This window comes from Caballeronia sp. NK8 (assembly GCF_018408855.1).
In the GTDB taxonomy this organism is placed as follows: Bacteria; Pseudomonadota; Gammaproteobacteria; order Burkholderiales; family Burkholderiaceae; genus Caballeronia.
The window spans coordinates 745,462-771,945 of the sequence record NZ_AP024322.1 but is presented as its reverse complement, the minus strand read 5'-3'; the positions used below and the strand labels follow the sequence as shown (position 1 = coordinate 771,945).

General features: G+C 65.7%; 22 protein-coding genes. 11 read left to right on the top strand and 11 right to left on the bottom strand.

Features of this window, described 5'->3' with window-relative positions:
- Positions 1 to 87 precede the first annotated feature (87 nt).
- Positions 88 to 1,404, bottom strand: a complete 1,317-nt coding sequence (locus NK8_RS03580; protein ID WP_213227488.1) for a replication-associated recombination protein A — start codon at positions 1,402 to 1,404, stop codon at positions 88 to 90.
- A gap of 181 nt (positions 1,405 to 1,585) precedes the next feature.
- Between NK8_RS03580 and cytX the strand changes: the two genes are divergently transcribed.
- Positions 1,586 to 2,914: a putative hydroxymethylpyrimidine transporter CytX gene (gene cytX, locus NK8_RS03575; protein WP_213227486.1), complete on the top strand. Its 1,329-nt coding sequence runs from the start codon at positions 1,586 to 1,588 to the stop codon at positions 2,912 to 2,914.
- A 1-nt stretch (position 2,915) separates the two neighbouring features.
- Here the strand turns inward: cytX and speB are convergent, their stop codons facing one another.
- Entirely contained in the window at positions 2,916 to 3,932 is a 1,017-nt protein-coding gene (speB, locus tag NK8_RS03570; RefSeq protein WP_225936195.1) for an agmatinase, read from the bottom strand.
- Between the two features lie 114 nt (positions 3,933 to 4,046).
- On the opposite strand from speB, the gene NK8_RS03565 reads away from it, so the two are divergent.
- Positions 4,047 to 4,967, top strand: coding sequence for a LysR family transcriptional regulator (locus NK8_RS03565; protein WP_213227484.1), 921 nt, complete (start codon positions 4,047 to 4,049; stop codon positions 4,965 to 4,967).
- A gap of 33 nt (positions 4,968 to 5,000) precedes the next feature.
- Here NK8_RS03565 and lolA read toward each other — a convergent pair whose 3' ends face one another.
- Together lolA and NK8_RS03555 are read right to left on the bottom strand one after the other, a co-directional pair.
- Entirely contained in the window at positions 5,001 to 5,681 is a 681-nt protein-coding gene (gene lolA / locus NK8_RS03560; RefSeq protein ID WP_162065115.1) for an outer membrane lipoprotein chaperone LolA, read from the bottom strand.
- A 32-nt stretch (positions 5,682 to 5,713) separates the two neighbouring features.
- Entirely contained in the window at positions 5,714 to 8,029 is a 2,316-nt protein-coding gene (locus NK8_RS03555; RefSeq protein ID WP_213227481.1) for a DNA translocase FtsK, read from the bottom strand.
- A 354-nt stretch (positions 8,030 to 8,383) separates the two neighbouring features.
- Here NK8_RS03555 and trxB point away from each other — a divergent pair, with 354 nt between their 5' ends.
- The 5 genes from trxB (at position 8,384) to NK8_RS03530 (ending at position 12,152) form a co-directional block, all read left to right on the top strand.
- Positions 8,384 to 9,385, top strand: coding sequence for a thioredoxin-disulfide reductase (gene trxB / locus NK8_RS03550; RefSeq protein ID WP_174258025.1), 1,002 nt, complete (start codon positions 8,384 to 8,386; stop codon positions 9,383 to 9,385).
- Positions 9,386 to 9,575: 190 nt separating this feature from the next.
- Positions 9,576 to 10,403 (top strand): Smr/MutS family protein, encoded by an 828-nt coding sequence (locus NK8_RS03545; protein WP_162065112.1) that lies wholly within the window; start codon positions 9,576 to 9,578, stop codon positions 10,401 to 10,403.
- Positions 10,404 to 10,425: 22 nt separating this feature from the next.
- Positions 10,426 to 11,013 carry a trimeric intracellular cation channel family protein gene (locus NK8_RS03540; RefSeq protein WP_174258024.1) on the top strand — a complete coding sequence of 196 codons (588 nt, stop codon included), beginning with the start codon at positions 10,426 to 10,428 and terminating at the stop codon, positions 11,011 to 11,013.
- A gap of 107 nt (positions 11,014 to 11,120) precedes the next feature.
- Entirely contained in the window at positions 11,121 to 11,774 is a 654-nt protein-coding gene (locus NK8_RS03535; protein ID WP_213227479.1) for a protein-L-isoaspartate O-methyltransferase, read from the top strand.
- A gap of 54 nt (positions 11,775 to 11,828) precedes the next feature.
- The gene (locus tag NK8_RS03530; protein WP_061180052.1) at positions 11,829 to 12,152 is read left to right on the top strand and encodes a rhodanese-like domain-containing protein; all 324 of its coding nucleotides are present in this window, start codon (positions 11,829 to 11,831) and stop codon (positions 12,150 to 12,152) included.
- A 22-nt stretch (positions 12,153 to 12,174) separates the two neighbouring features.
- Here the strand turns inward: NK8_RS03530 and NK8_RS03525 are convergent, their stop codons facing one another.
- The 5 genes from NK8_RS03525 to NK8_RS42705 form a co-directional block, all read right to left on the bottom strand.
- Entirely contained in the window at positions 12,175 to 13,749 is a 1,575-nt protein-coding gene (locus NK8_RS03525) for a GDSL-type esterase/lipase family protein (protein ID WP_225936194.1), read from the bottom strand.
- Positions 13,750 to 13,961: 212 nt separating this feature from the next.
- Positions 13,962 to 15,155: a heme biosynthesis protein HemY gene (locus NK8_RS03520; protein ID WP_213228471.1), complete on the bottom strand. Its 1,194-nt coding sequence runs from the start codon at positions 15,153 to 15,155 to the stop codon at positions 13,962 to 13,964.
- Positions 15,155 to 17,287 (bottom strand): fused uroporphyrinogen-III synthase HemD/membrane protein HemX, encoded by a 2,133-nt coding sequence (hemDX, locus tag NK8_RS03515; RefSeq protein WP_213227475.1) that lies wholly within the window; start codon positions 17,285 to 17,287, stop codon positions 15,155 to 15,157. Before hemDX ends, NK8_RS03520 begins: the two co-directional genes overlap by 1 nt.
- Positions 17,287 to 18,294: a hydroxymethylbilane synthase gene (gene hemC / locus NK8_RS03510; protein ID WP_162065106.1), complete on the bottom strand. Its 1,008-nt coding sequence runs from the start codon at positions 18,292 to 18,294 to the stop codon at positions 17,287 to 17,289. Before hemC ends, hemDX begins: the two co-directional genes overlap by 1 nt.
- Positions 18,295 to 18,432: 138 nt before the next feature.
- On the bottom strand, positions 18,433 to 18,825 hold the full coding sequence (locus NK8_RS42705; RefSeq protein ID WP_225936193.1) for a hypothetical protein: 393 nt from the start codon (positions 18,823 to 18,825) through the stop codon (positions 18,433 to 18,435).
- Here NK8_RS42705 and ppc point away from each other — a divergent pair.
- A complete protein-coding gene (ppc, locus tag NK8_RS03505) occupies positions 18,815 to 21,682 on the top strand; it encodes a phosphoenolpyruvate carboxylase (RefSeq protein WP_225936192.1) in 2,868 nt (955 codons plus the stop codon). The two genes, NK8_RS42705 and ppc, sit on opposite strands and share 11 nt — an antisense overlap.
- Positions 21,683 to 21,723: 41 nt before the next feature.
- Here ppc and NK8_RS03500 read toward each other — a convergent pair whose 3' ends face one another.
- Positions 21,724 to 22,488: a class I SAM-dependent methyltransferase gene (locus NK8_RS03500; RefSeq protein WP_213227471.1), complete on the bottom strand. Its 765-nt coding sequence runs from the start codon at positions 22,486 to 22,488 to the stop codon at positions 21,724 to 21,726.
- 114 nt (positions 22,489 to 22,602) lie between these two features.
- On the opposite strand from NK8_RS03500, the gene NK8_RS03495 reads away from it, so the two are divergent.
- The 3 genes from NK8_RS03495 to NK8_RS03485 all read left to right on the top strand — a co-directional run bounded on the left by NK8_RS03495 (position 22,603) and on the right by NK8_RS03485 (position 25,966).
- Positions 22,603 to 23,409, top strand: coding sequence for a helix-turn-helix transcriptional regulator (locus NK8_RS03495; protein WP_213227469.1), 807 nt, complete (start codon positions 22,603 to 22,605; stop codon positions 23,407 to 23,409).
- Between the two features lie 67 nt (positions 23,410 to 23,476).
- Positions 23,477 to 24,880 (top strand): argininosuccinate lyase, encoded by a 1,404-nt coding sequence (gene argH / locus NK8_RS03490; protein WP_213227467.1) that lies wholly within the window; start codon positions 23,477 to 23,479, stop codon positions 24,878 to 24,880.
- Positions 24,881 to 25,033: 153 nt separating this feature from the next.
- Positions 25,034 to 25,966, top strand: a complete 933-nt coding sequence (locus NK8_RS03485; protein ID WP_213227466.1) for a bestrophin family protein — start codon at positions 25,034 to 25,036, stop codon at positions 25,964 to 25,966.
- Here NK8_RS03485 and NK8_RS03480 read toward each other — a convergent pair.
- Complete coding sequence (locus NK8_RS03480) at positions 25,963 to 26,337, bottom strand: T6SS amidase immunity protein Tai4 family protein (protein WP_213227464.1); 375 nt, start codon at positions 26,335 to 26,337, stop codon at positions 25,963 to 25,965. The two genes, NK8_RS03485 and NK8_RS03480, sit on opposite strands and share 4 nt — an antisense overlap.
- Positions 26,338 to 26,484 lie beyond the last annotated feature (147 nt).

The following is a 26,484-nucleotide window of genomic DNA, read 5'->3' as shown; positions in this document are numbered from 1 at the left end:
AGCGCACGGTCATTGCGCGCCGGGCGCAATCGGCGACGCGCCCGGCGAAACGCAGTGTGCCCGCGCGCGAAACGCACGGCGCGGTTTTCATCGCTTCTTCTCGTCGCGATGCTCGCGCCGCCAGGCTTCGTCGAGTTCGGCGAGGCGCGCGAGCTTGTCGCCGATCTTGCCTTCGAGCCCGCGCGGCGTCGGCTGGTACCAGCGCGGATCGCGCATGCCGTCGGGCAGATAGGTTTCGCCGGCCGCGTAGGCATCCGGCTCGTCGTGCGCGTAACGATACTCGTGACCGTAGCCGAGTTCTTTCATCAGTTTGGTCGGCGCGTTGCGCAGATGCACCGGCACGCCGCGCGACTGATCTTTGCCGACGAAGCGCCGCGCCTCGTTGTACGCGTTGTACCCCGCGTTCGATTTCGGCGCGACGGCCAGATAAATGAGCGCCTGCGCGAGCGCCAGTTCGCCTTCCGGCGAGCCGAGCCGCTCGTAGGTCTCGGCGGCGTCGAGCGTGATGCGCGCGGCGCGCGGATCGGCGAGGCCTATGTCCTCCCACGCCATACGCACGATGCGCCGCGCCATGTAGCGCGGGTCCGCGCCGCCGTCGAGCATGCGGCAGAACCAGTAGAGCGCGGCGTCCGGATTGCTGCCGCGCACCGATTTATGCAGCGCGCTGATCTGATCGTAGAACGCGTCGCCGCCCTTGTCGAAACGCCGCAGATTCTCCGCGAGGGCACTGCCGAGCAGCGTGCCGTCGATCTCCGTCTGCTTTTGCTGCGCCGCCGCGCGCGCGACGATCTCGAGGTTGTTCAGCAGCTTGCGGCCGTCGCCGTCGGCGGAGCCGATCAGTGCGTCGCGGGCTTCGTCGGTGAACGTGAGGCCGCCGAGTTCCTTCGACGCGCGCTCCAGCAGTTCCTTCAGCTCGTCGGCATCGAGACTCTTCAGTACGTAGACCGCCGCGCGGGACAGCAACGCGCTGTTCACTTCGAACGACGGATTCTCCGTCGTCGCGCCGACGAACACGAACAGGCCCGACTCCACGTGCGGCAAGAACGCGTCCTGCTGACTCTTGTTGAAGCGATGCACCTCGTCGACGAACACGAGCGTCTGATGCCCGTTCGCGCGATGGATCTGCGCGGTTTCCACCGCCTCGCGGATATCCTTGACGCCGGAAAGCACCGCCGACAGCGAGATGAACTGCGCGTGGAACGCATCGGCCATGAGACGCGCGAGCGTGGTCTTGCCGACGCCGGGCGGGCCCCAGAGAATCATCGAATGCGCTTCGCCCGATTCGAACGCGACGCGTAGCGGCTTCGCTTTGCCGAGCAGATGCTTCTGGCCGATCACGTCGTCGATGGTGCGGGGGCGCAGGCGCTCCGCGAGCGGAACGGTGCCACGGTTTTCTTCGAACATGTGCTGTGCGATGCAGGTTGACGCAGTTGGGTGGATCGCGGCGATAATCTCGCGCTTCCCGAAAAGCGCGGCGCGGCCGCAGAATCGGGTCATTATGACAGCCTGACGGCGCACGGCTTTCGCACGAAGCGGGCCACGCGCCGGTTGAATCACGCTCTGACCATATAAAGGACGCAATCCGATGGGGCAAGAACACGCCACGAACGCCGCAGCGCACGGCGAAACGTCGACCTACGCGCCGCTCACGCCGGTTCCGCCCGAGCGGCGCGCATTCGGCACGAGCGATGCCTTCGCGCTGTGGTTCTCGCTCGGCATCGGCCTTCTGGTCGCGCAGGCGGGCGCGCTGCTGGTGCCGGGACTGTCGCTGCCGCACGCGCTCGCGGCCATCGTCATCGGCACGGTGATCGGCGTCGTGCTGCTCGCGCTCGCAGGCGTGATCGGCACGGATACCGGGCTTGCGGCGATGTCGTCGCTGCGGCCGACGCTCGGCGTGCGCGGCGCGTCGGTGCCGGCGGTGCTCAACGCGATCCAGCTCGTCGGCTGGGGCTCGTTCGAAATCATCGTGATGCGCGATTCCGCCGATGCCCTCGCGAAGCAATCCTTCCATTTGTCGATGCCGCTCGTCTGGACGCTGATCTTCGGCGCGCTCGCGACGCTGCTCGCGATCAGCGGCCCGCTCTCGTTCGTGCGGCGCTTTCTGCGTACGTGGGGCGTGTGGCTCCTGCTCGGCGGCGCGGGCTGGCTCACCTGGAATCTGCTGGCCAAACAGGACATTGGCGCGCTGATGTCGCGCGCCGGCACGGGCGAGATGGCGTTCGGGGCGGGCATCGATCTGGTCGTCGCGATGCCGCTCTCGTGGCTGCCGCTGATCGCCGATTACACGCGCTTCGGCAAGAGCGCGGGCGGCACGTTTCGCGGCACGCTGCTCGGCTACGGCATCGCGAACGTGTGGTTCTACGCGCTCGGCGCGATCTACGGCCTCGCGGCGGGCGGCGGCGATACGCTCCTCACGACCGCGCTCGCGCAGGCTGGCGGCGGCCTCGCGCTATTTCTGATTCTGATCGATGAAATCGACAACGCCTTCGCTGATATCCACTCGGCAGCCGTATCGACGGGAACGTTCTGGGCGCGCGCCAGCGTGCCGATGCTCTCGTGCGCGTTCGGCGCGTTATGCACGCTCGTCGCGCTCGCCGTCGAGATGGGCAAGTATCAGAACTTCCTGTTGCTGATCGGCTCGGTGTTCGCGCCGCTCTTCGGCGTCGTGCTGGCGGATCACTTCATCGTGAGGAAGCGCCGCATCGATGCCGCCGCGCTCGGCGCTGCCGACGGGCGCTACGGCTATTCGGGCGGCTGGCACGTGAGCGCGTTCGTCGCGTGGGGCATCGGGATCGCGGCGTATCACGCGATCAATCAATGGCTGCCGAATCTCGGCGCGACGCTGCCCGCACTCGCGCTCGGCGCGGTGTGCTATCTGCTGCTCGTGTCGGGCAGGCGTCGCGCTTACGCGTGACCTACTTCGCCGCGCGATACTCGACGCCCGGCAACACGCACAGCAATTCGAACGCGAGGTTCGCGCCCAGCAGCGCCGTCGTGCCGAACGGGTCATAGGGCGGCGCGACTTCCACCAGATCCGCGCCGACGATATTCAGCCCGCGCGCCCCGCGCACGATCTCCAGCGCCTGCGGCACGGTCAATCCGGCGATTTCCGGCGTGCCGGTGCCCGGCGCGAACGCCGGATCGATGCCGTCGATATCGAACGTGATGTAGACGGGGCCGTCGCCCATCTGCGCGCGCACTTCGTCCATTAGCGGCGCGAGCGACTTGTTCCAGCATTCTTCCGTCTGCACGACGCGAAAGCCCTGCTCGCGGCACCAGTCGAAATCGCCGGCTTCGTAGCCCGTGCCGCGCAGACCGATCTGCACCACGCGCGAGCAATCGAGCAGGCCCTCCTCCACCGCGCGACGGAACGGCGTGCCGTGCGCGATCTTCTCGCCGAACATGGTGTCGTTGACGTCCGCGTGGGCATCGATATGAATCAGCCCGACCTTGCCGTGCTTCGCGTGAATCGCCCGCAGGATCGGCAACGCGATGGTGTGGTCGCCGCCGAGCGTGAGCGGCTTGCAGTCGTGCTTGAGGATTTCGCGGTACGCGCGCTCGATGCGGTCGATCGAATCGAGCAGGTTGTACGGATTGATCGCGACATCGCCGATATCCGCGACGCGCAGCGAATCGAACGGCGCGGCGCGCGTCGCCATGTTGTAGGGGCGCAGCAGCACGGATTCGCTGCGCACCTGGCGCGGACCGAAACGCGCGCCGGTCCGGTTGGACGTACCGAGATCGAACGGCACGCCGACGAAGCACGCATCCAGCCCTGAAGCCGACTGCACGTGCGGCAGGCGCATCATCGTCGTGATGCCGCCGCAGCGCGGCATCTGGTTGCCCGACAGCGGCTGCGGACGCTCGGCGCGCTGTTCGAGAAAGTGCGAATCGAAATGTTCGGCGGGCGCGAAAAGTGAGGATGTATTCATGGCGTCGGATGTGTGCGCGTTGAGATGACACCATTAATAGCCGCTTTTTCGCGAAGATGAAATGGCGATGAAAATAACTTAACATCGATATTTATCGATGTATCGGCGACGCCCATGTTCACTCACCTTTCCGACCTCGACCTGCGCCTGATCCGCGTGTTTCTCGCCATCGCCGATGCGGGCGGCGTCTCGTCGGCACAGGCGACGCTCAACGTCGGGCAATCGACCATCAGCACGCAGCTCGCGACGCTCGAAACGCGGCTCGGCTACCGGCTCTGCGAACGCGGGCGCGGCGGCTTCGCGCTGACATCGCGCGGCGAACAGTTCGTCGACGCGTGCAGGACGCTGCTCGGGGCCATCGATACCTTCGATTCGACCGCGCGCAACGTCGGCAAGAAGCTCGTCGGCACGCTCACGCTCGGGATGATCGGCAACACGCCCGTGAGCGCGAATGCGCGCGTCAGTCAGGCGATCGCGCGGTTCCGGCAGCGCGACGAATCCGTGCGCTTCGCGGTGCTCGTGCGCTCGCCGGGCGAACTGGAGGAAATGCTGCTGGCCGAGCGCATCCAGATGGCGATCGGATATTTCTGGCATCGCGTGCCGTCGCTCGACTACACGGAGATCTTCGCGGAGGACCAGCTCGCGTATTGCGGGCACGAGCATCCGTTGTTCGCGCAGGCCGGGCGCGTCGGCGTGACGCAAGCGTTCGAGCATGACTGGGCGTGGCGCAGCTATCCGCTGCCGGAGGCGGGCGAACTCACGCCGCGCAATATCGGCGCGCTCGCGGACAACATGGAAGCCGTCGCGATGCTCGTGCTGTCGGGACGGCATCTCGGCTATCTGCCCGAGCATTTCGCCGCGCCGTATGTGAAGGACGGTCTGCTCGCGCCATTGAATCCGCAGGCGATGCGCTATCGCGTCGCGTTTCAGATGGTCACGCGCGCGGAGCGTGCAAGCGGCGCGCGTGACGCAAAACGCGAAATCGTCGAGGCGTTTATCGAGGATATGGCCGCGGCGCACGCGGCTATCGAATGAAAAAAGGGCGCTTTGCGTCGCGCCCTTTGCGGATCAGCCGTTGATCACGTCCGCGCCCTTCGGCACGGTGAACTTGAAGGTATCGCTCTTGATCGGCGGGTTCTTCTGGATGTTCGAGAACGTGAGCAGCGTGACGTTGCCGAACACGTCGTGCAGTTCCATCGCCTGCAGGTTGCCGTCCTTGAAGCCGATGCCGACCGTCTCGAACTGCGTGTCCTTCGCCTTCGGCGTAAGTTCGAGCCAGTCGATGCCGCCCTTCTCGCCCGCATCACGCAGATTGAAGTTCTTTTCCAGATCGTTGCTGCCGAACAGAATCGCCGCCGGGCTCGCGCCGAGCGAACCGCCGAGCGTGCGCACCGTGACCTGGTTCAGGTCCTTGTCGTAGACGTAGAGCTTGTCGCCATCGGCCTGCAGGATTTGCGAATACGGCTTCTGATAGGACCAGATGAACTTGCCCGGCCGCGCGAACATGAACGTGCCGCTGGAGGTCGCGCCCTTGGTCGGCACCGTGGTCGAGGTGGCGCCGTTGTTCGCGCGGCCGGGCGCCTTGATTTCCTGTTGCGTGAAGTCGCCGCGCGCTGCGCGCACCTGCGACACGAACGCCTTCAACTGTTCCGTGCCGCTCGCGAATGCGTGCGATGCAAACAGCATCGACGCCGAAAACAATGCAGCGCTCAAGACCTTGAGCGTGCGGTTCCCCGTAAGGTGTTTCATCGTTGTGTTCTCCCTTTGATTCCCGGCGCGCGTCATTGCTCGTCGCGCGCCGGCGTCAGGATTTCGCGGTTGCCGTTCGACGACATCGCCGACACGAGCCCCGAGTTCTCCATCTGTTCGAGCAGGCGCGCCGCGCGGTTGTAGCCGATGCGCAAATGCCGCTGCACGAGCGAGATCGACGCGCGCCGGTTCTTGATGACGACCTCGACCGCCTGATCGTACAAGGGGTCCGACTCGCCGTCGGCGCCGGCGGTTCCGCCCGCGCCCGCCGAGCCTTCGTCGCCGTCGCCCGCGAGGCCGCCTTCGAGAATGCCCTCGATATAGTTCGGCTCGCCGTGTTCCTTCAGCTTGTCGACAACGCGATGCACTTCCTCGTCCGACACGAACGCGCCGTGCACGCGCACCGGCAGGCCGGAGCCCGGCGGCAGATAGAGCATGTCGCCCATGCCGAGCAGCGACTCGGCGCCCTGCTGATCGAGAATCGTGCGCGAATCGATCTTCGACGACACCTGGAACGCCATGCGCGTCGGCACGTTCGCCTTGATGAGGCCGGTGATCACGTCGACGGACGGGCGCTGCGTCGCCAGAATCAGGTGGATGCCCGCCGCGCGCGCCTTCTGCGCGATGCGCGCGATCAGCTCTTCGACCTTCTTGCCGACGACCATCATCAGGTCGGCGAGCTCGTCGATCACGACGACGATGTGCGGCAGGCGCGTGAGCGGTTCCGGCTCGTCGGGCGTGAGGCTGAACGGGTTCGGAATCTTTTCGTCGCGCTTCTTCGCTTCGTCGATCTTGGTGTTGAAGCTCGCGAGATTGCGCACGCCCATCTTGCTCATCAGCTTGTAGCGGCGCTCCATTTCCGCGACCGCCCAGTTGAGCGCGTGGCCGGCCTGCCGCATGTCCGTGACGACCGGGCACAACAGGTGTGGAATGCCTTCGTAGACGCTCATTTCGAGCATCTTCGGGTCGATGAGGATGAGGCGCACCTGCTCCGCGCTCGCCTTGTAGAGCAGCGAGAGAATCATCGCGTTGATGCCGACGGACTTGCCCGAGCCCGTGGTACCGGCGACCAGCAAATGCGGCATCTTCGCGAGATCGGCGCAGACCGGATTGCCGCCGATGTCCTTGCCGAGGCCCATCGTCAGACTGGACGCGGCGGCCGCGTAGACCTCGGAGCCGAGAATCTCGGAGAGCTTGACGGTCTGACGGCGCTGGTTCGGCAATTCGAGCGCCATGAAGTTCTTGCCCGGAATCGTCTCGACGACGCGGATCGACACGAGCGACAGCGAGCGCGCGAGATCCTTCGCGAGCCCGACGATCTGACTGCCCTTCACGCCCGTCGCCGGTTCGATCTCATAGCGCGTGACGACCGGCCCCGGATACGCCGCGACCACGCTCACCTCGACGCCGAAGTCCTTCAGCTTCTTCTCGATGAGACGCGACGTGTATTCGAGCGTATCCGCAGCGATGGTTTCCTGCGTCTTCGGCGGCGCATCGAGCAGCGCGAGCGGCGGCAGCGTGGAGTCGCCCGGCAGGTCCTTGAAGAGCGGCACCTGCTTTTCCTTCTCGGCGCGCTCCGAACGCGCGGGCGCGGGCGCGGCGGGCACGATCATCACCGGCTCGTGGTCTTCGCTCTTTTCGCGCGAGCGCACCACCTTGCCTTCACGCTTCGAAGCGGCGGCCTCGCCGAGCTTGCGGTCACGTCCGGCTTCGCGGCGCAGTTGCGCGCCGGTGATCGCGTTGAGGATGCCGTCGCCGACCTTCTCGCATACGGACAGCCACGAAAAGCGGAAATACAGCGACAGGCCGATCGCCAGCGCGATCAGCAGAAAGAGCGTGGCGCCCGTGAAGCCGAGCGCATGCGAAACATGCCGCGCGACCACGTCGCCGACGACGCCGCCCGGCGCGCGCGGCAACTGCACCTTGAGCGACCACATGCGCAGCGCCTCGATGCCGTCGCTCGCGAGCAGCACGAGCACGAACGCGAACGCTTCGGCGAGCCATGTTCGATCCTTCGGCGCGTCTTCATCGACGACGGGCGGCAGCGTGATGCGCCGATAGTTCGCGACGATGCGCCGCGCGAGCAGCACGATCAGCCAGTACGAGGACAGCCCGAACACGAGCAGCAGAATGTCCGACGTGTACGCGCCGACGCGCCCCGCCCAGTTCGCGAAGTGATCGATGCTCACCGCGTGGGTCCAGCTCGGGTCCTTGCGGCTGTACGAGAGGAGCGCCATCACGAGGAAGAGTCCGAGTGCGACCTGGAGAATCCAGCGAATCTCGGTGAAGAGCCGCGACATGCGGTGCGGCAATGCCTGCGGGCTCGCGGAATAAGTAGCTTTGGCCATTGATTCGGTGTCGCTGTGTGTCGCTTGCAGCCTCGCGCGCCGATGCACCGGGGCCGCATGGAACGGTGGCCTATTGTAAACGCTGCATTGCGGTGAACGGCGCAAAAACGGCCTCGTTCTTGCAACCTGTAACACTCGTCACGCGCTCGTCATGCGGCCCGGCCCGCCCGCCGGGCCTATCAAACCGATTGAAAGGTTCACTCGGAAGGCTTTTCCAGCGGCCTTTATAATCCTCCTTTTGCACCTAAATACGGTTCATCGGAAGCGCGCCGGCGCAGTCTCGCGGCCACGCGCCACGCCACTGGCGTCGTTCGCCGGTGTCGGTATTTCCGAGCTGACCATCAAAAACGGACCATCATCATGTCTTCGCCCAAACACGCCAAAGTGCTGATTCTCGGTTCCGGCCCCGCCGGCTACTCCGCTGCGGTGTACGCCGCGCGCGCGAACCTGTCGCCGCTGCTCATCACTGGCCTCGCGCAAGGCGGCCAGCTGATGACCACCACGGACGTCGAGAACTGGCCGGCGGACCCGTCGGGGGTGCAGGGCCCGGAACTGATGCAGCGTTTCGAGGAACATGCGCGCCGCTTCAACACCGAGATCGTGTTCGATCACATCCACACCGCGAAGCTCAACGAGCGACCGTTCCGTCTGATCGGCGATTCGGGCGAGTACACCTGCGACTCGCTGATCATCGCGACGGGCGCATCGGCGCAATATCTCGGCGTGCCGTCCGAAGAAGCGTTCATGGGCAAAGGCGTGTCGGCCTGCGCGACCTGCGACGGCTTCTTCTATCGCAACGGTGAAGTCGCGGTGATCGGCGGCGGCAATACCGCAGTCGAAGAAGCGATCTATCTCGCGGGCATCGCGAAGAAGGTCACGGTCGTGCATCGCCGCGACAAGTTCCGCGCCGAGCCGATTCTCATCGACCGCCTGCTCGCGAAGGAGAAGGAAGGCATCGTCGACATCAAATGGAATCACGTGCTCGACGAAGTCACCGGCGACCAATCCGGCGTCACCGGCCTGCGCATCAAGGACACACAATCGGGCAACACCACCGACATCGCGCTGCAGGGCGTGTTCGTCGCGATCGGCCACAAGCCGAACACCGATCTCTTCATCAACCAGCTCGAGATGAAGAACGGCTACATCATCACGAAGGGCGGCACCACGGGCGACGCCACCGCGACCAGCATCCCCGGCGTGTTCGCGGCGGGCGACGTGCAGGATCACGTGTATCGCCAGGCGATCACGAGCGCGGGCACGGGCTGCATGGCCGCGCTCGACGCGCAGCGCTACCTCGAAACCATCGACGAAACGCCGACGCCGCATTCGATGAGCCACGAAGCAGACCGCTGATCGGGCGTCATCCGGGCGCGGCGACGCGCGGCGAGCCGGTAAAATGGAGATCGCCCGCTTTTGCAGCGCCCCGCCGGTTCATGACGGCGCGTAGATGAAACGGGCCACGGTTCACGCCGTCGGCCCGTTTTCATTGGGGCGCGACGTTGCGTGCGGCGCCCGATTCCTGTCGACTTCCGCTGGCCGAACGATGCCGAAGAACCTCCCCCATCCGAACGAACCGAAAGTCCGGCGCAAGGAAGCGCCGCGTCCGGCCGCGTCCGTCGATGCGAAGCCGGCCGACGCGCGCGATGTCACCGCCGCCGTGAAGCGCGACGGCCTCGCAGGTCTGTCGTCGCTGAAGCGCGCGCTGAAAGCCGATGCCGAGAAACGCGAAGTGCAACGCGTCGCGGCGGCGCACGCCGAGCGCGAAGCCGTCGCCGATGCCGACGAGTTCCGCCGTTCGATCGGCGCGGTCGAGCCGCTCAGGACGCCGCCGCGCACGACCGTCACGCGCGTGCCGCCTCCGCCGGTGCCCCTGCAAAGCCGCCGCGACGAGCAAGCCGTGCTGCAGGAAGCGCTCTCGGACGAATACGATCCCGAAAGCCTGCTCGATATCGACGAAACGCTGTCGTTCCATCGCCCCGGCATCAGCCAGGAAGTCGTGAGGAAACTGCGGCGCGGCGCGTGGATCGTGCAGGCGCAGCTAGACCTGCACGGCATGCGGCGCGAGGAAGCGCGCGAGGCGCTCGCGGAATTCATCCGTGAATCGGTGAAGCGCGGCTTGCGGTGTCTGCGCGTGATCCATGGCAAGGGGCTCGGCTCCATCGGCCGCGAGCCGGTGCTCAAGGGCAAGGTGCGCGCGTGGCTCGTGCAGAAGTCGGAAGTGATTGCGTTCTGTCAGGCGCGGCCGCACGACGGCGGTGAGGGCGCGGTGCTCGTGCTGCTGCAGCCGGGCGGCGCGCCGCGGCATCATAACCATCCGCAAGACAAGAGCCACGGCAAGCATTCTTATCCGGGGCCGGACAGTGCATCCTAGACTGACGCTCGCCATCACCATCATGGAGGCGCTCGCGATTTTCGCGTACGCCTTCTCCGGGCTTCTCGAGGCGCGCAAACGCCGGCTCGACGCGGTCGGCGCGTTTCTCGTCGCGCTCGTCACCGCGTTCGGCGGCGGCACGGTGCGCGACGTGCTGCTCTCGCGCCGCCCGTTCTACTGGGTCGAGCATCAGGATTACGTGCTGTTCATCTTCGCGATGGCGATTTTCGCGCCGCTTTTCCTGCGCGTGACCTCGCGCCTCTTCGATCAGCGCGCGCTGCTCATCACCGATGCGATCGGCCTCGGCCTCTTCAGCGTGTCGGGCACCTCGATCGCGCTCGACGCGCAGATGCCCGCCTTCACCGCCACGATGATGGGCGTCGTCACGGGCGTGTTCGGCGGCGTACTGCGCGACGTGCTCTGCAACGAGATTCCGCTGATCCTGCGCGACTCGCGCCCGTACGCGGTCTGCGCGTTCGCGGGCTGCTGGATCTATATCGGGCTGGAGCGGCTCGATGTCGACACGATCTACAACGTCCTCTTTTCGACGGCTTTCATCCTGATCGCGCGGCTCATCACGTTCAAGTTCGATATCCGGCTGCCGCATTAGCGCGAAACGGGCGGGAAAACCCCCCGTTTTGCTACAATCGCGTAGTTTTCTGACCCCGCATCCGGCCGCGACGCAGTGCGCTCCGGTCGCCACCACGCACACAGAACATGAACATCGAGCAAGCGCGTTTCAACATGATCGAGCAACAGATTCGTCCCTGGGAAGTGCTGGACCAGGACGTTCTGAACCTGCTCACGATCGTCAAGCGCGAGAACTTCGTTCCCGCCGCGTATCGCAACATCGCTTTCGCGGACCTCGAAATTCCGCTGCCCGGCGGCGAGCGCATGCTCGCACCCAGGGTCGAAGCGCGCGTCCTGCAGGAACTCGCGGTTCACAAGGGCGAAACCGTGCTGGAAATCGGCACGGGCTCGGGTTACATGGCGGCGCTGCTCGCGCATCGCGGGCGCAGCGTGACGAGCGTCGAAATCGCGCCGGAACTCGCCGATTTCGCGAAGCAGAATCTCACGGCGAACGGCGTGACGAACGTGGACGTGATCACCGGCGACGGCTCGCTCGGCTGGGATCAGGGCGCGCCCTACGACGTGATCTGCGTGTCGGGCGGCCTGCCGGTCATGCCGCAGCAGTTTCTGGAGCAACTGAAGATCGGCGGGCGCATCGCGGCGTTCGTCGGCGCGGCGCCGGTCATGAAGGCGCAGATCATCACGCGCGTGGACGAAAAGCAGTTCCGCGTGTCGGATGTGTTCGAAACGCTCGTCGCGCCGCTGAAGAACGCGGTACACCCTTCGCAGTTCAAGTTCTAAGCCGAAAGCGCGCTGCCGGTCGCAACCGGCCGCGCGCGTCCTGCCGGAAGCCCCATGCAAAATCTCACCGCCCCCGAACTCGCCGCGTGGCTCGCCGATGACTCGCGCCCCGCTCCCGTCCTGCTCGACGTGCGCGAGCCCTGGGAAATCCAGACGGCGAAACTGGCCAACATCGTAGCGATCCCGATGCGCGAGATCCCCGCGCGCAGCGAGGAACTCGACGACGAAGCGCAGATCGTCTGCATCTGCCATCACGGCGCACGCAGCGCGCAGGTCGCGATGTTCCTGGAATCGCGCGGCTTCACGAAGACCTTCAACCTGTACGGCGGCATCGACGCGTGGTCGCGTCAGGTCGATCCGTCTGTTCCCACGTACTGATTTCCTCGGTAACGAGCGCGCCTCATCCCGCGCTCGACCACAGCGCCGTGCCGTGCGGCGAATAGATGACGAGATGCCCGTCCTTCTGGATCGTCGCGTAGGCGCCCGGAACCGAGGTGCGCGTCTGCCAGACCATCGCGCCGTTGCTGTCGTACATCGCGAGGTTGCCGTCCTCCTGCATGCGGATTTCGACGCCCGGCGTGCCGCTCACATGCGATGACCAGATCGTCTCGCCGTTCAGCACGGCGACGAGATAGCCATCGTCCTGCAAGGTCAGCTCCACACTGCCGCTGCACGCCGCGAGCGACTGTCCCATCGCGATACCCTCTCCCGTCGTGAGCCGGCCGCACGCGCTCGGCGCGTTGATCGGCGGCAGCGCGGCGAACCAGGTCAGATCGACGGCATTGGCGATCGCCTGCATGCCCGCGTCGTTCGGATGCAGGTCGTCGCCGCTGTTGTAGCTGCGCGCATAGGCGGCATCCGCGGCCGTGCTTGCCGGGTCGCCCAGCACTTGCGCCTGATCGAGCACGGCATCGCAGCCGCTGCTTCTGCCGCGCAAGAATGCGTTCACGGTCTGGCGCGTGTCTTCGATCGCAGGCGTCCATTCGGCCATGCCTTCGAACGGCGTCAGGGTCGAGCAGATCACGCCGACCTTCGCATCGCCCGCCTGCCGCGCGAGCCGCTGATACGCGGTCATGAGCTGCTGCGCACTCGGCGGATTGCCGCTGATGAGGTTGTTCACCGCATCGTCGGAAATGATCACCCACTTCACGTTCGCCTGGCCGAGCACGTCGCGTGCGAAGCGCGTGAGGCCGGCCTGGCCGGAGGCATCGGTGAAGAAGTCATTGCCGCTGATGCCCTGATTCAGCACGCCAACCGTCATGCCCGCGCGGTTCAGCCGCTCCGCCAGCCGGTTCGGCCAGCGCCGGTTCGTGTTGGGCGTGGACGCCGTCCCCTCCGTGATCGACGCGCCGAATGCAACCACCGCGCCCGTCGCGGCGGCGTTCATCACGTCGACATTGGTGAGGAAATAGTTCGACTGGCCGCCCGCCGCATTCACGACGCCGCCCGCGAAGTTCGAATCCGCGCTCACGTCGCCCGGCGCGATATAGACGTCCTGCATCGCGTCGATGTGGCCGGTCGAGTTCGGCGGCGTCTGCGATGGAATGTGCATGCTCACGGCGATGTCGCCGAGCGTGGGCACCTGAAACGCGACGGCGTCGCTCTGCACCGAGCCGCCCGCGGGAATCGTCACGTACGACTGGCCGTTGAAGGTCACTTGCCGGTCGGTGCCCGCGATCGTGCGGGCACCGTGCTGGCGGCGCGCGATGCGCACGTCGCCGATCGTGACTGGTTTCTCGCCGAACAGATTGGAAAGCGTGAGCCGCGCCGCCGTGCCGCCGATGCTCGTATGCACGATCTGGCGAATCGTCTGATTGTTGAAGCCCGGATCGGACGTGACGGCCGGCGCGCTCGACCAGGTTCCGGTCCATGGCGCGTTCGTGATGAAGCCCTGCGCGAAATAATGCGACGTATCGGGCCAGAACAGAAAGACGACGAGCGCGAGCCCGATCAGCTTTTGAAGCCCTCGTTTCACTCCGCCTCCGTTTCGGTCGCGACTACGCATCGAACACGCGGCGCGATCGCTCTTTTTGGTAGAGGGGAAACTAGACCATGATGTCCCGTTCATGGCCGTGCGCTGGCGTACAGACAACGCAATAACGGTGGTTTTGCCGCGCAGCAAAAAAACGGGCCGCAGGAGCATTTCGCCCATGCGGCCCGTTCCTTGTGCGCCTGACGGCTTGTGGATCAGACCACGTTCATCGCCAGCGCGCTAGCGCGATAATGCTCCGCCGCCTTTTCCGTGTCGCCCAGTTGTTCATGCAGACGAGCAAGCGCGCGATGCGTGCGGATCTTGAGCGGCTCGTTGTCGGCGAGCTTGAGCGCCGATTCGAGGAAAGCCTGCGCCTTGCCCCACAACTGCTGATGCAGGCACAGGCGGCCGAGCGTGAACAGCAGGTCGGCGTCTTCGGTGCGCTCCTTCTGCCACGCTTCGGCGCGCTGGATCAGCGGGAACGCGTCGCCGCCGACGATGCAATCGGGATAGCGCCGCAAGAGCCGCGCGTCCCAGTTGTGCGCGAGCGCGTCCTCGACGATCTTCTTCGCCTCCGCGCGGCGATCCAGCGCGATCAGCAGTTCGGCGGCGAGATCGGCGAGACGCGGCGACTGGCGCTCGGTCGCCGACAGCGACTGCCACAGTTCGAGCAGCGCATCGGGATTGTGCCGGCGATCGCGCAGCAGGTTTTCCGCCGCCACCTGACGCAGCCGCACCGCGACCGCCGGATGCAGCGCCTCGCGCTTTTCCAGCATGCGCACGAGCTTCAGCACTTCGCTCCAGTTCTTCAACTGCTGTTGCGCGCGCAATGCGATCTGCTGCGCGTGGATGCGTCGTCCGCCCTGCGCCTGCATCTCGGTCAGCGCGATGAGCGCGCCGTCGGCGTCGCGGCCATCGGCGCGCATGTCGGCGGTCGCCATCAGACGCGCGTCCTGCCATTCGGCGCCGCCGACCTGCGTAAGCCATTCGTCGCGCCGCGCGTACTCGTGCAGACGATGCGCCGCGTTCGCACCGATGAGACCGGCCGCGCCCTTGTTGGCATCGACGGAAAGCGCGTCGCGCGCGGCCTTCTCGGCCTTCGAGAAGCGTCCGGCGTACAGATGCCCGATCGCATCGCGCAGCGACGCGTTCGCCTTCGCGAGCTTGCTGCGCGCGCGGTAGGCGGCGACGCGCGACGGCATCTTCCACACGCCGCGCGCCGCGCGGATGATCGCGTACAGCACGATGAACAGCACGACGAGCGCCACCGCGAACAGGTTGAGCGACATGTCCACGCGATACGGCGGCATCACGAGCAGGATCTGTCCGCCGTTGAAGCCACCGACCGTCGCGACGATCACCGCGACGGCGAACAGCAGCGCGAGCCAGATGAGTCCACGAATCGTCATCATCCGCCTCGCTTGAACTGATGGACGGCGGCGAGGCTCGCGTTCAGGTTCGGCACGGCGACGGCGAGCGACGCCTGATCGACCTGCTTCACGAGCTCGCGCACGGCCTGCACTTTGCGGGACGACGCATCGAAGTAGCGCGCGAGCGACCCGTCGGCGGCATGCAGATCGGACTTGAGCGTCGGCTCGCTGCGCGACAGCAGCGAAAGACGCGCGGACAGCAGCCGCAGCTTCACGTTCTCGCGCACGAAATAACCCTGATCGGGCGACGTGAGCATGGCGTCGGCATTGTCGATGCGGCGCACCGACACGAGGCTCGACAACTGCTGGCCGATGCCGCTCGTGATCTGACGCCAGAGGACCTTCCAGCGCGGCTCGCCGGTCGCCGCCGCGATCGACGCGCTGTTTGCCGGCTCGGCGGCCTGCGCCTGCGCGCGCGCGATCGGCGCTTCGCCTGCGAGCGGCAGCTGGTCGATCTGGTCGATGGCCGTGTCGAGCTTGATCGCGAGGCCCGTCAGATCAGTGGTGGGCGTGGCCTTCAGCTTGTCGATATCCTGCGCGATCGCCTTGCGGATCGCCACGACCTGCGGGCCGTTGGTCGCGGCGAGGCGCGTGTCGGCGCTTTGCAGCGCGAACAGCGCAAGTTGCACGTTGCCGGTGAGTTGCAACTGCTGGCTCGCGCTCGACAGAATCTGCTCGACCTCGGCGACGGTCCAGTCGTCGCGGTTGCTCGCGAGATCCTGATATTGCTGCTGGAGCGCCTGGCTGTGCGCTTCGGCATCGGCGAGCTTGCCTTGCAACTGGATGATCTGCGTGTTGAGCGCGGTGGTCGCGCTCGCGGCCTGATCAACCTTCGCGCGCAGATCGGCGTTCTGGTCGTCGGCAAGCGCGACGCGCTGCGCGAGTTGTGCATCGGCGCGGTCGAACTTGCGGTTCAGGACGAAGGCGCCCGCGCCCGCCGCCACCGCCAGAATGACGACGACGAACCACAACAACACGATGGCCGCGCCGCCGCGCCGCTTCTGCTGCTCGAAAGGCGTGAAGGGCGTGTTCGGCGGCACGGGCGGTGTCACGTTCGGCTGAGGTGAGGCTTTCTTGGAATCGTTCGAATCAGTCATGCGTGATTGAGCCGTTTGGTGGGCCGGCGCGGTGGCCGGATGGGCGTCCGTCGGCGCGGATGAGGAATGGACCGAACTCGATGCGCTCGATGCGTTCGCTGTAGCGCTCGCCTGTGCGTGGGCCTCCGGATCGCGTGAGTTGCCTGGTGACTCCGCCTGCGCGGTTGCAGCGGCGGCGGCGTGCGGGAACAGCGCTTCCAGTGCGTGGGCAATGCGTTCGTCGCCCGCGCCGGACACCGTAATCCTATCAAAACCCGCTCCCCGCGCGGCTTCGGCGATGCGCGGGTGCGGGCAGACGAGCGGCGTGCGCCTGAGCAGCACGATTTCGTCGGCGGTGAGATGTTCGTGCGCGAGCTCGGCGAGATTGCGCACGCCTTCGGAACTCGTCAGCAGCCACGCGTGCGGTTTGCCCGCGAGCAGTTCGTGGATGCGCTCCCATTTCTGCATCGACGGCTCGGGCAGCACGCGGCGATACGCGGCGGCCTTGTCGACCCGCGCGCCCGCTTCGGCGAGGCGCTCGGCGAGCCACTCGCGGCCGCCGTCGCCGCGCACGATCAGCACGCGCTTGCCTGCCAGACCGTTCGCGCCGAACTGCGCTTCGATCGCCGCATAGAGCGCTTCCGAATCGAAGCGCGGATCGGCATCTTCGGTCGACGGACTGATCACGCGATGCGAAGGCGCATTGACGCCCTGCCGCGCGAGCGCCGCGACCGAGCCCGGCCCGACCACGGCGACCGGCAGATCGGCGGGCCACGGCGCGCCGAACCGGCTGAACGCATGATCGATCGCATTCGGCGACACGAACACGACGAGCGCGTAGCGCGCCGGTGCGTCAGGCGGCAGATAGAGCTCGTCGAGCGCGGCGCGCAGCGGCGCTTCGTCGGCGACGGGCGCGATATCGATGAGCGGAAATTCCAGCGTGTCGAAGCCCGCGCTCGCGAGCCGCGCGAGCAATGCGGACGATTGCCCGTCCGGACGCGTGACGACGATGGTGGCGCGGCGCTCGCTCGCCATCAGGACTTCGGCCCCGAAGGCGCGGTGTTCGGGCCGTCCGCGCGGCTCATGGTCGTGAGCGCGTTGACGATGTCCATCGCGCCCTGCGCTTCCAGGTCCGATGACACGCGTTTGCCGAGCGCGAGCGCGGCGGCGAGATCGGGCGAACTCACCGCTTCTTCCGCGCGCAGCACGCGCTTGCCATCGGGCATCGACACCGCGCCGCGCAGATGCAGCGCGCCTTCACGCCACACGGCATGCGCCGCGAGCGGCACTTCGCAACTGCCGCCGAGCGCGCGCGACACCGCGCGTTCCGCCTCGACCGCGAGCGCGGTGGGTTCGTCGTGCAAGGGTTTGAGCCACGCGAAGAGATCGGCGCGATCCGCGCGGATCTCGATGCCGAGCGCGCCCTGCCCCGCCGCCGGCAGGCTGTCCGACGGATCGAGCAACGCACGGATGCGCGCTTCGAGCCCGAGCCGCTTCAAACCGGCGGCCGCGAGAATGATCGCCGCATACTCGCCGCGATCCAGCTTGCCGAGCCGCGTGTCGAGATTGCCGCGCAACGGACGCACTTCGAGATGAGGAAAGCGCGCGCGGATCATCGCTTCGCGGCGCAGACTCGACGTGCCGACGATGCTTCCCGCCGGCAGCGCATCGAGCGATTCGTAGTGCGGCGACACGAACGCATCGCGCGGATCTTCACGCTCCAGAATGGCGCCGAGCGCGAAGCCTTCGGGCAGTTCCATCGGGACATCTTTCAGCGAATGCACGGCGAGATCGGCGCGGCCATCGGCGAGCGCGGCTTCGAGTTCCTTCACGAAGAGACCCTTGCCGCCGACCTTCGATAACGTACGATCGAGAATCTGATCGCCACGTGTCGTCATTCCGAGGATTTTCACGTCGCAAGATGGATATAATTTGTGCAGCGCACACCGCACATGCTCGGCCTGCCACATCGCAAGCCGGCTTTCCCGCGAAGCGATGGTGATGCTCGCGGGCGGTGTCGTTGAATGCGTCTCGGAATTCATTGATGCTCGATCGAATGACGGGATGGATGAATAGACATTAGCGAACAATGGTAGCACGCACGCCAAGGTCCACAGACACCCAGGCAGCGCGCGAGAGCCTTGTCCGATGCGCCTTTCCGGGCGTCCGCAGTGCGTTTCTTATCGAGTGAACGGCGGCGGCAGCCGCAGCGAGCGCGATGAACGCGTCAGGGCGCGAAGAACGCCGCGGCATGCTGTCGCCGGTTTGACGCACGGCCGTTCGTACGGCCTGCGGTTTCCTGCCCGATGCGGCGCCCGTTTGGGTTGCGGCATCACGTCGATGTGGCTTTGGCTTCGCAGCTTCTGAGAGGAACCCAACGTGACGTCTTCTGGATCGGCTCGCCCGGCGCGCCGCAACGCCGCATTGCCCAAGTCTTCCTCCTCCGACGCGCCCCGCCCGGCGTCGTCGCCCATCGTCACGAAGGCCGCGACGGCCGCGAAGGCATCGAAAGCGGCCATTGCGCCGAAGCCGAGGCCCGCCATCAAACCGGCGGCGAAACGCGTGGCGAGCAAAGCGAAAGCGCCGGCCGTGAACGGCGCGAAGCCCGCCAGCCGCACGCGCGACGACAAGGACCGCCCGCTCTTCGAGGACATCCGCTTCCTCGGGCGCCTGCTCGGCGAAGTGCTGCGCGAGCAGGAAGGCGACGCCGTGTTCGATGTCGTCGAAGCCATTCGTCAGACGGCCGTGAAATTCCGCCGCGAGGACGACAGCGAAGCCGCGCAGGCGCTGGAGAAAAAGCTGCGCGCGCTGTCGCCGGAACAGACGGTGTCCGTGGTGCGCGCGTTCAGCTACTTCTCGCATCTCGCGAATATCGCGGAAGACCGCCATCACAATCGCCGCCGCCGCATTCACGCGCTCGCGGGCTCAGGCTCGCAGCCGGGCACCATCGCCTATGCGATCGAGCGCATGCGCGAGCACAAGAACATCAGTTCCACGCGCAAGCTGCTGGACAAGTTCTTCGGCGATGCGCTCATCGTGCCCGTTCTTACCGCGCATCCGACCGAAGTGTCGCGCAAGAGCATCCTCGATGCGCAGCACGATATCGCGCGCCTGCTCGCCGAGCGCGATCAGGAACTGACCGACCGCGAACGCACGCAGAACGTGGCAGTGTTGCGCGCGCGCGTGACCTCGCTGTGGCAGACGCGCATGTTGCGCGACACGCGCCTTTCCGTCACCGATGAAATCGACAACGCGCTGTCCTACTATCGCGCGACCTTCCTCGCGGAGATTCCCGCGCTCTATGCCGATATCGAAGGCGCGCTCGCCGAACACGGCCTGCCCGTGCGCCTGCCGCCGTTCTTCCAGATGGGAAGCTGGATCGGCGGCGATCGCGACGGCAATCCGTTCGTCACCGGCGAGACGCTCGAAACCGCGATCACCCGCCAGGCGATCGTGATCTTCGAACACTATCTGGAAGAGGTGCACAAGCTCGGCGCGGAACTGTCCGTGTCGAACCTGCTCGCCGGTTCGAGCGATGCGCTCAAAGCACTCGCCGATGCGTCGCCGGATCAATCGCCGCATCGCACCGACGAGCCGTATCGGCGGGCGCTCATCGGCATTTACACGCGGCTCGCGGCGAGCGCGCGCGTGCGGCTGGGCGAAGGCGTCGTCGCGGTGCGCAGCGCGGGGCCGGGCGCGCCGCAGATTCGCGCGAAGCCTTACGCCGACGCCGCCGAATTCGTGGGCGACCTGCATGTGCTGGTCGATTCGCTCGCGGAACATCATGGCGCGTCGATGTCGATCCTGCGTCTGTCGCCGCTCGCGCGCGCCGCCGAAGTGTTCGGCTTCCATCTCGCGAGCATCGACTTGCGGCAGAGTTCGGACATTCACGAGGCGGTCGTCACGGAGCTGCTCGCGCGCGCGGGCGTCGTCGCGGATTACGCGTCGCTTTCCGAGGAGCAGAAGCGCGAGGTATTGCTGAAGGAACTCGCGCAACCGCGTCCGCTGCGCATTCCCTACGCGCAATACTCCGATCTCGCGAAGAGCGAACTCGGCGTGCTCGAAGCCGCCCACGAAACGCGCGCGAAGTTCGGCACGCGCGCGGTGCGCAACTACATCATCTCGCACACGGAAACCGTCAGCGATCTGCTCGAAGTGATGTTGCTGCAGAAGGAAACGGGCGTGCTGCAAGGCTGTCTCGGCGCCAAGGACGATTCCCCGCGCGACGGCCTGATGGTCATTCCGCTCTTCGAGACCATCGCGGACTTGCGCAATGCGCCCGTCATCATGGGCGAGTTCTTCGCGCTGCCGGGCATCGACGCGCTCATCGAGAATCAGGGCAACGAGCAGGAAGTCATGCTCGGCTACTCGGACAGCAACAAGGACGGCGGTTTCCTCACGTCGAACTGGGAGCTGTATCGCGCGGAACTGGCGCTCGTCGCGCTCTTCAACGAACGCGGCACGACCTTGCGTCTGTTCCATGGCCGGGGCGGCACGGTCGGACGCGGCGGCGGCCCGACCTATCAGGCGATTCTGTCGCAGCCGCCCGGCACCGTCGACGGGCAAATTCGTCTGACCGAGCAGGGCGAAGTGATCGCGAGCAAGTTCGGCAATCCGGAAATCGGCCGGCGCAATCTGGAGACGGTGGTCGCCGCGACGCTCGAAGCATCGCTGCTGCCGCACGAGAACGCGCCCGCGCAGTTGCCGCAATTCGAAGCGACGATGCAGACCCTGTCCGATTCCGCGATGGCCGCGTATCGCGCGCTCGTCTACGAGACGCCCGGCTTCACCGATTACTTCTTCCTGTCGACGCCGATTTCGGAGATCGCGGAGCTGAACATCGGCAGCCGGCCGGCGTCGCGCAAGCTCCAGGACCCGAAGCAACGCAAGATCGAGGATCTGCGCGCGATTCCGTGGGGCTTTTCGTGGGGTCAGTGCCGCTTGTTGCTGACGGGCTGGTTCGGCTTCGGCAGCGCGGTCACGGCCTATCTCGACAAGGCCGGCTCCGACGAAGAACGCGCGAAGCGGCTGGCCACGCTGCGCAAGATGCACAAGACGTGGCCGTTCTTCAAGAACCTGCTGTCGAACATGGACATGGTGCTCGCGAAGACCGATCTCGCGGTGGCGTCGCGCTATGCGCAGCTCGTCACCGACAAGAAGCTGCGCAAGACCGTGTTCGACAAGATCGTCGCGGAGCATGAGCGTACGTCGAACGTGCTGGCCGAGATCACCGGCAAAGGCGAGCGTCTCGCGGACAATCCGCTGCTCGCGCGCTCGATCAAGAACCGCTTTCCGTATCTCGATCCGCTCAATCACTTGCAGGTCGAGTTGCTCAAGCGGCATCGCGCGGGGGATCAGAACGTGCGGTTGCGGCGCGGGATTCACCTGACGATCAACGGGATTGCGGCGGGATTGCGCAATACGGGTTGAGTCCGGACGGCGTCGTGCGTTTTCCGCACGACGCCGTTATTTCAGTCTCTTCGATTCGCCTCGATCATCATCGCGTCGAGTTCGAACGAACAATCTTCCTTCACGCCGAAGTACTGGCGCACTTCATCGGGCGCGCTCGCCCACATCGATCTGATCGCCGTCACGCGCTCGGGCGGCGTGCACATCCGCGTCACCCACGATTCGAAATCCAGCGCAATGCGCCAGCGTTCGGTCACTTGCGCGTCGAAGCCGGCGGCATCCAGCATTGCGATCCATTCGTCGGCGCGATAGTCGCGGATGTGGGACGCGTCGCGCAGCAGTTCGATCGCCTGAATGTGCGTGTCGTAGAGCGGATCGTCGATGCCCGCGATATCGATGAACCTGAGCCGCCCGCCCGGCTTCAGCACACGATGCACTTCCTTCAGCGCGGCGGGCACGTCGCGCCAGTGATGCGCGCTCATGCGGCTCACGGCCCAGTTGAACGTGGCATCGGCGAACGGCAGCGTCTCGGCCGCGCCTTGCTGCGTGCGGATCGTCGTCAGGCCGCGCTCCTTCGCGGCGGCTTCGACTGTCGCGAGCATCTGCGGCGCGATGTCGTACGCGACGACCTCCCGCACGTGCGGCGCGATCGCGAAACTCGCGTGACCCGCGCCGCAGCCCAGATCCAGCACGCTCGCGTTGCCGCACGTGGCCGCGAAGGTCGCGGCGAGATTCTGCAGATCCGCACCGCTCGCGTGGACGGCGCTCGTGAGATAGGCGGCGGCCGTGCTGCCGAATGCATCTGCGACCTGGTCGTGGTGTTTCATCGTGTGCTCCGATTTTCGTTCTGGGTGAGGGACCTGCCAGTACAATAGAGCCCGCTTTGTACCAGTACAAGTTGTGCAGCTATCCTGGTATATAAACCACCCGTCGATGTTTGAATGAACCTCACCGAGAAGAACGAACCACTCGCCGAAACGCCCGCCCACGCGCTCGGCGAATTCATCCGCGCGCATCGCGAACGGCTGTCGCCGCAGGCCGTCGGCCTGGCGCCGGGCCCGCGCCGCCGCACGCCGGGGCTGCGCCGCGAGGAAGTCGCGCAACTGTGCGGCGTGAGCCCGACCTGGTACACGTGGATCGAGCAGGGCCGCCCGGTGTCCGCTTCCGCCGATGCGCTCGCGCGCATCGCCGTCGCGCTGCAACTGTCGCGCGCCGAACGCGCGTATCTCTTCGAACTCGCCGCCCAGCGCGATCCCGCCGAACCCGATCCCGCGAGCCAGGACGCGCCCGCCGCCCTGTTGCAGACGGTCGCGCTGATCGGCGCGCCCGCCTACGTGCTCGACCGTCAATGGAACGCGCTGCGCTGGAACGAGCCGGCATCGGCGTTGTTCGTCGGCTGGCTGGATGGCGAACACGACCGCAATCTTCTGACGTACACGTTCACGTCGCCGGCGGCGCGCGCGCTGATCGTCGATTGGGACACGCGCGCGCGGCGTCTCGCCGCCGAATTTCGCGCCGATTCGATCCGCCATCTGAACGACGCGCCGACGCGCGCGCTCATCGACAGCCTGAGCGCCGCGAGCGATGCGTTCGCGCGCTACTGGGCCTCGCAGGACGTGTTCGAGCGCGAAGGCGGCGAGCGCGCGTTCAATCATCCGGCGCGCGGGCGCATCGTGTTCAATCAGATCACGTTCAAGCCGGCGCACCGGGAGGATCTGAAGCTGGTGATTCTCGTCGGGGATGCCTGACGCCATTTGTTAAAATCGTACCTTCCGGCTTGACGTAGAGCCGCCTCAACCGCCACTGCACATCACCATGACGTCCCAACTGCACAAAAAAGGCGAAGCCTGGTCGGCTCGCTTCTCCGAGCCGATGTCGGAACTCGTCAAACGCTATACGTCGTCGGTGTTCTTCGACAATCGGCTCGCGCTCGTCGACATTCAGGGCTCGCTCGCGCACGCGTCGATGCTCGCGGCGCAGAAGATCATCGGCACGGACGACCTCGCCGCCATCGAGCGCGGCATGGCGCAGATCAAGGGCGAAATCGAGCGCGGCGAATTCGAGTGGAAGCTGGATCTGGAAGACGTGCATCTGAATATCGAGGCGCGTTTGACGGCCCTGATCGGCGATGCGGGCAAGCGCCTGCACACCGGCCGCTCGCGCAACGACCAGGTCGCGACCGATATCCGCCTGTGGCTGCGCGGCGAGATCGACCGCATCGGCGATCTGCTGAAGGATCTGCGTCTCGCGCTCATCGACATGGCCGAAAAGCACGCCGACACCATCATGCCCGGCTTCACGCATTTGCAAGTGGCGCAACCGGTGACGTTCGGCCATCACCTGCTCGCGTATGTCGAAATGTTCGCGCGCGACGCCGAACGCATGCGCGATCTGCGTAAGCGCGTGAACCGTCTGCCGCTGGGCGCGGCGGCGCTCGCGGGCACGAGCTATCCGATCGACCGTCACGCCGTGGCGGCCACGCTCGGCTTCGACGGCATCTGCGCGAATTCGCTCGATGCGGTCTCCGACCGCGATTTCGCGATCGAATTCACCGCGGCGGCCGCGCTCGTCATGACGCACGTGTCGCGCTTCTCCGAAGAACTCGTGCTGTGGATGAGCCCGCGCGTCGGTTTCATCGATCTGGCGGACCGCTTCTGCACGGGTTCGTCGATCATGCCGCAGAAGAAGAATCCCGACGTGCCCGAACTCGCGCGCGGCAAGACCGGCCGCGTGAACGGCCATCTGATGGCGCTGCTCACGCTGATGAAAGGCCAGCCGCTCGCGTACAACAAGGACAATCAGGAAGACAAGGAACCGCTGTTCGATACCGTCGATACGGTCGCGGACACGCTGCGCATCTTCGCGGAAATGGCGGCGGGCATCACCGTCAAGCCAGAAGCAATGCGCGCGGCGGCGCTGCAAGGCTTCTCGACCGCGACCGACCTCGCGGATTACCTCGTGAAGCGCGGCCTGCCCTTCCGCGATGCACACGAAGCCGTCGCGCATGCGGTGCGGATCTGCGTGGATCGCGAATGCGACATCGCGGATTTGTCGCTCGAAGAGATGCGTCGCGAATTGCCGAACGTCGCGCATCTGATCGGCGAAGACGTGTTCGAGTATCTGACGCTCGAAGGCTCGGTTGCGAGCCGCAATCATCCGGGCGGCACCGCGCCGGATCAGGTCCGCGCGGCGGCGAAGGCGGCGCGCGCGGCTCTTTGATCGATTTTTCCGAGGCGTTTTCTTCGTGACATTGAAGGCCGTTCGCAAGGACGGCCTTTTTGTTGCCCGACGCGGCGACATGTCTCTGCGCGAGGCGCGACATTTTCGAGATAATCGAGTGTTAGTCACTCGCGCTCATCGAAACGGCCGGTCATGATCATCCGCCCCAAGCTCAATTGGTTCCGGCTGCTGTTCGTGTGGCATGGCTCCGTGCTGCCGCAACTGCTGCCGCGCCTCGGGCTGATCTTCGCGCTGTCCGTCGCGGCGATCTTCATGCACGACCACATGCGAACCTATCCGATCGGCCTCGGCACACCGCCGTTCGCGCTCGTCGGCATCGCGCTCGCGGTATTTCTCGGCTTTCGCAATAGCGCGAGCTACGAGCGCTGGTGGGAAGGCCGCAAGTTGTGGGGTTCGCTGCTCAACACGTCGCGCGCGCTTGCCCAGCAGGTATTGTCGCTGCCTGATCCGCGCGAACGCGCTGAGTCGCGGCGTTTTCTGGCCGCGCTCGGTGGGCTGGCGCATGCGCTGCGGCATCAGTTGCGCGCCACCGATGCACTCGCCGATCTCGCGCCGCGTCTGCCGCCCGATCTGCACGCGCGGGTGGCCGTCGCCAGGTTCCGCCCCGCGCTGATTCTGCTCTGGCTCGGCGAATGGGTCGCGCAACGCAGACGCGAAGGCGCAATCGACGGCTATGCGGTGCTCGCTATCGAACACAATCTGAATGCGCTGTCGGAAGTGATCGGCGGATGCGAGCGCATCGCGACGACGCCGCTGCCGTTCTCGTATTCGGTGATGATTCACCGCACGATTTATTTATTCTGCGCGCTGCTGCCCTTTGGGCTCGTCGATGGCGCGGGCTTGCTCACCCCGCTTTTCGCGTTGCTCGTGGCGTACGCGTTCATGGCGCTGGAAGCAATCGCCGCGCAGATCGAAGATCCGTTCGGGATGGAAGAAAACGATCTCGCGTTGAACGCGATATGTGAAGCCATCGAGACTGCGCTGCATGATATGGCCGCCGATTCCGAATTTGCGATGCCGCCGGCGGGCGGCCCGACGATGCAGCGGAAGTTCGTGATCGATTAGTGAGTCCTTAGCAGCGCTTCGACGTGTCTCGTCGCGAGTTCGCGCAGCTCCTCGCTCTCAAAGAAATCGATGCACTTCTTTGTGCCGAACCCCGATTCGATCGAGCCCGCGTACTTCCGGTTGGCGTAATCCGACGCCAGGCGGTCGGCCGCATCGTACGCGTCCATCGGCAAATTACTCTTCTCGAGGTAAGCGCTCGCTGTGGCGTTCGCGTCACTTTTGGCAACCGGATCGGCGTACATCTTCGCGAGACATCGGCTCAGGGCCCAGTCTTTCAATAATGCGATTTGCACGTCTTTGGGGGCGACTTCCGATGCGGCGTTCGCTAATTGGTTCACCGCAACGAATGCGAGTGCGGTGGTCCGCAGCAATGTCAAAGCCACGCACCAGCAATTGATGGCCTCGCATTCATGAATATCTCCTTTCGGTTGAGCCCACAGTCTGACTGAATACTATTCTTTGCAATGCTAAGTACATACACGGAAATTCCTATTTCCTAGAACGCTTTCACTTCGGGC

Coding starts and splice junctions, on each gene's coding strand:
- NK8_RS03580 (WP_213227488.1), bottom strand. CDS start 1,404: ATGTTCGAAGAAAACCGTGGCACCGTTCCGCTCGCGGAGCGCCTGCGC.
- cytX (WP_213227486.1), top strand. CDS start 1,586: ATGGGGCAAGAACACGCCACGAACGCCGCAGCGCACGGCGAAACGTCG.
- speB (WP_225936195.1), bottom strand. CDS start 3,932: ATGAATACATCCTCACTTTTCGCGCCCGCCGAACATTTCGATTCGCAC.
- NK8_RS03565 (WP_213227484.1), top strand. CDS start 4,047: ATGTTCACTCACCTTTCCGACCTCGACCTGCGCCTGATCCGCGTGTTT.
- lolA (WP_162065115.1), bottom strand. CDS start 5,681: ATGAAACACCTTACGGGGAACCGCACGCTCAAGGTCTTGAGCGCTGCA.
- NK8_RS03555 (WP_213227481.1), bottom strand. CDS start 8,029: ATGGCCAAAGCTACTTATTCCGCGAGCCCGCAGGCATTGCCGCACCGC.
- NK8_RS03545 (WP_162065112.1), top strand. CDS start 9,576: ATGCCGAAGAACCTCCCCCATCCGAACGAACCGAAAGTCCGGCGCAAG.
- NK8_RS03540 (WP_174258024.1), top strand. CDS start 10,426: ATGGAGGCGCTCGCGATTTTCGCGTACGCCTTCTCCGGGCTTCTCGAG.
- NK8_RS03535 (WP_213227479.1), top strand. CDS start 11,121: ATGAACATCGAGCAAGCGCGTTTCAACATGATCGAGCAACAGATTCGT.
- NK8_RS03530 (WP_061180052.1), top strand. CDS start 11,829: ATGCAAAATCTCACCGCCCCCGAACTCGCCGCGTGGCTCGCCGATGAC.
- NK8_RS03520 (WP_213228471.1), bottom strand. CDS start 15,155: ATGACGATTCGTGGACTCATCTGGCTCGCGCTGCTGTTCGCCGTCGCG.
- hemDX (WP_213227475.1), bottom strand. CDS start 17,287: ATGGCGAGCGAGCGCCGCGCCACCATCGTCGTCACGCGTCCGGACGGG.
- hemC (WP_162065106.1), bottom strand. CDS start 18,294: ATGAATTCCGAGACGCATTCAACGACACCGCCCGCGAGCATCACCATC.
- NK8_RS03500 (WP_213227471.1), bottom strand. CDS start 22,488: ATGAAACACCACGACCAGGTCGCAGATGCATTCGGCAGCACGGCCGCC.
- NK8_RS03495 (WP_213227469.1), top strand. CDS start 22,603: ATGAACCTCACCGAGAAGAACGAACCACTCGCCGAAACGCCCGCCCAC.
- argH (WP_213227467.1), top strand. CDS start 23,477: ATGACGTCCCAACTGCACAAAAAAGGCGAAGCCTGGTCGGCTCGCTTC.
- NK8_RS03485 (WP_213227466.1), top strand. CDS start 25,034: ATGATCATCCGCCCCAAGCTCAATTGGTTCCGGCTGCTGTTCGTGTGG.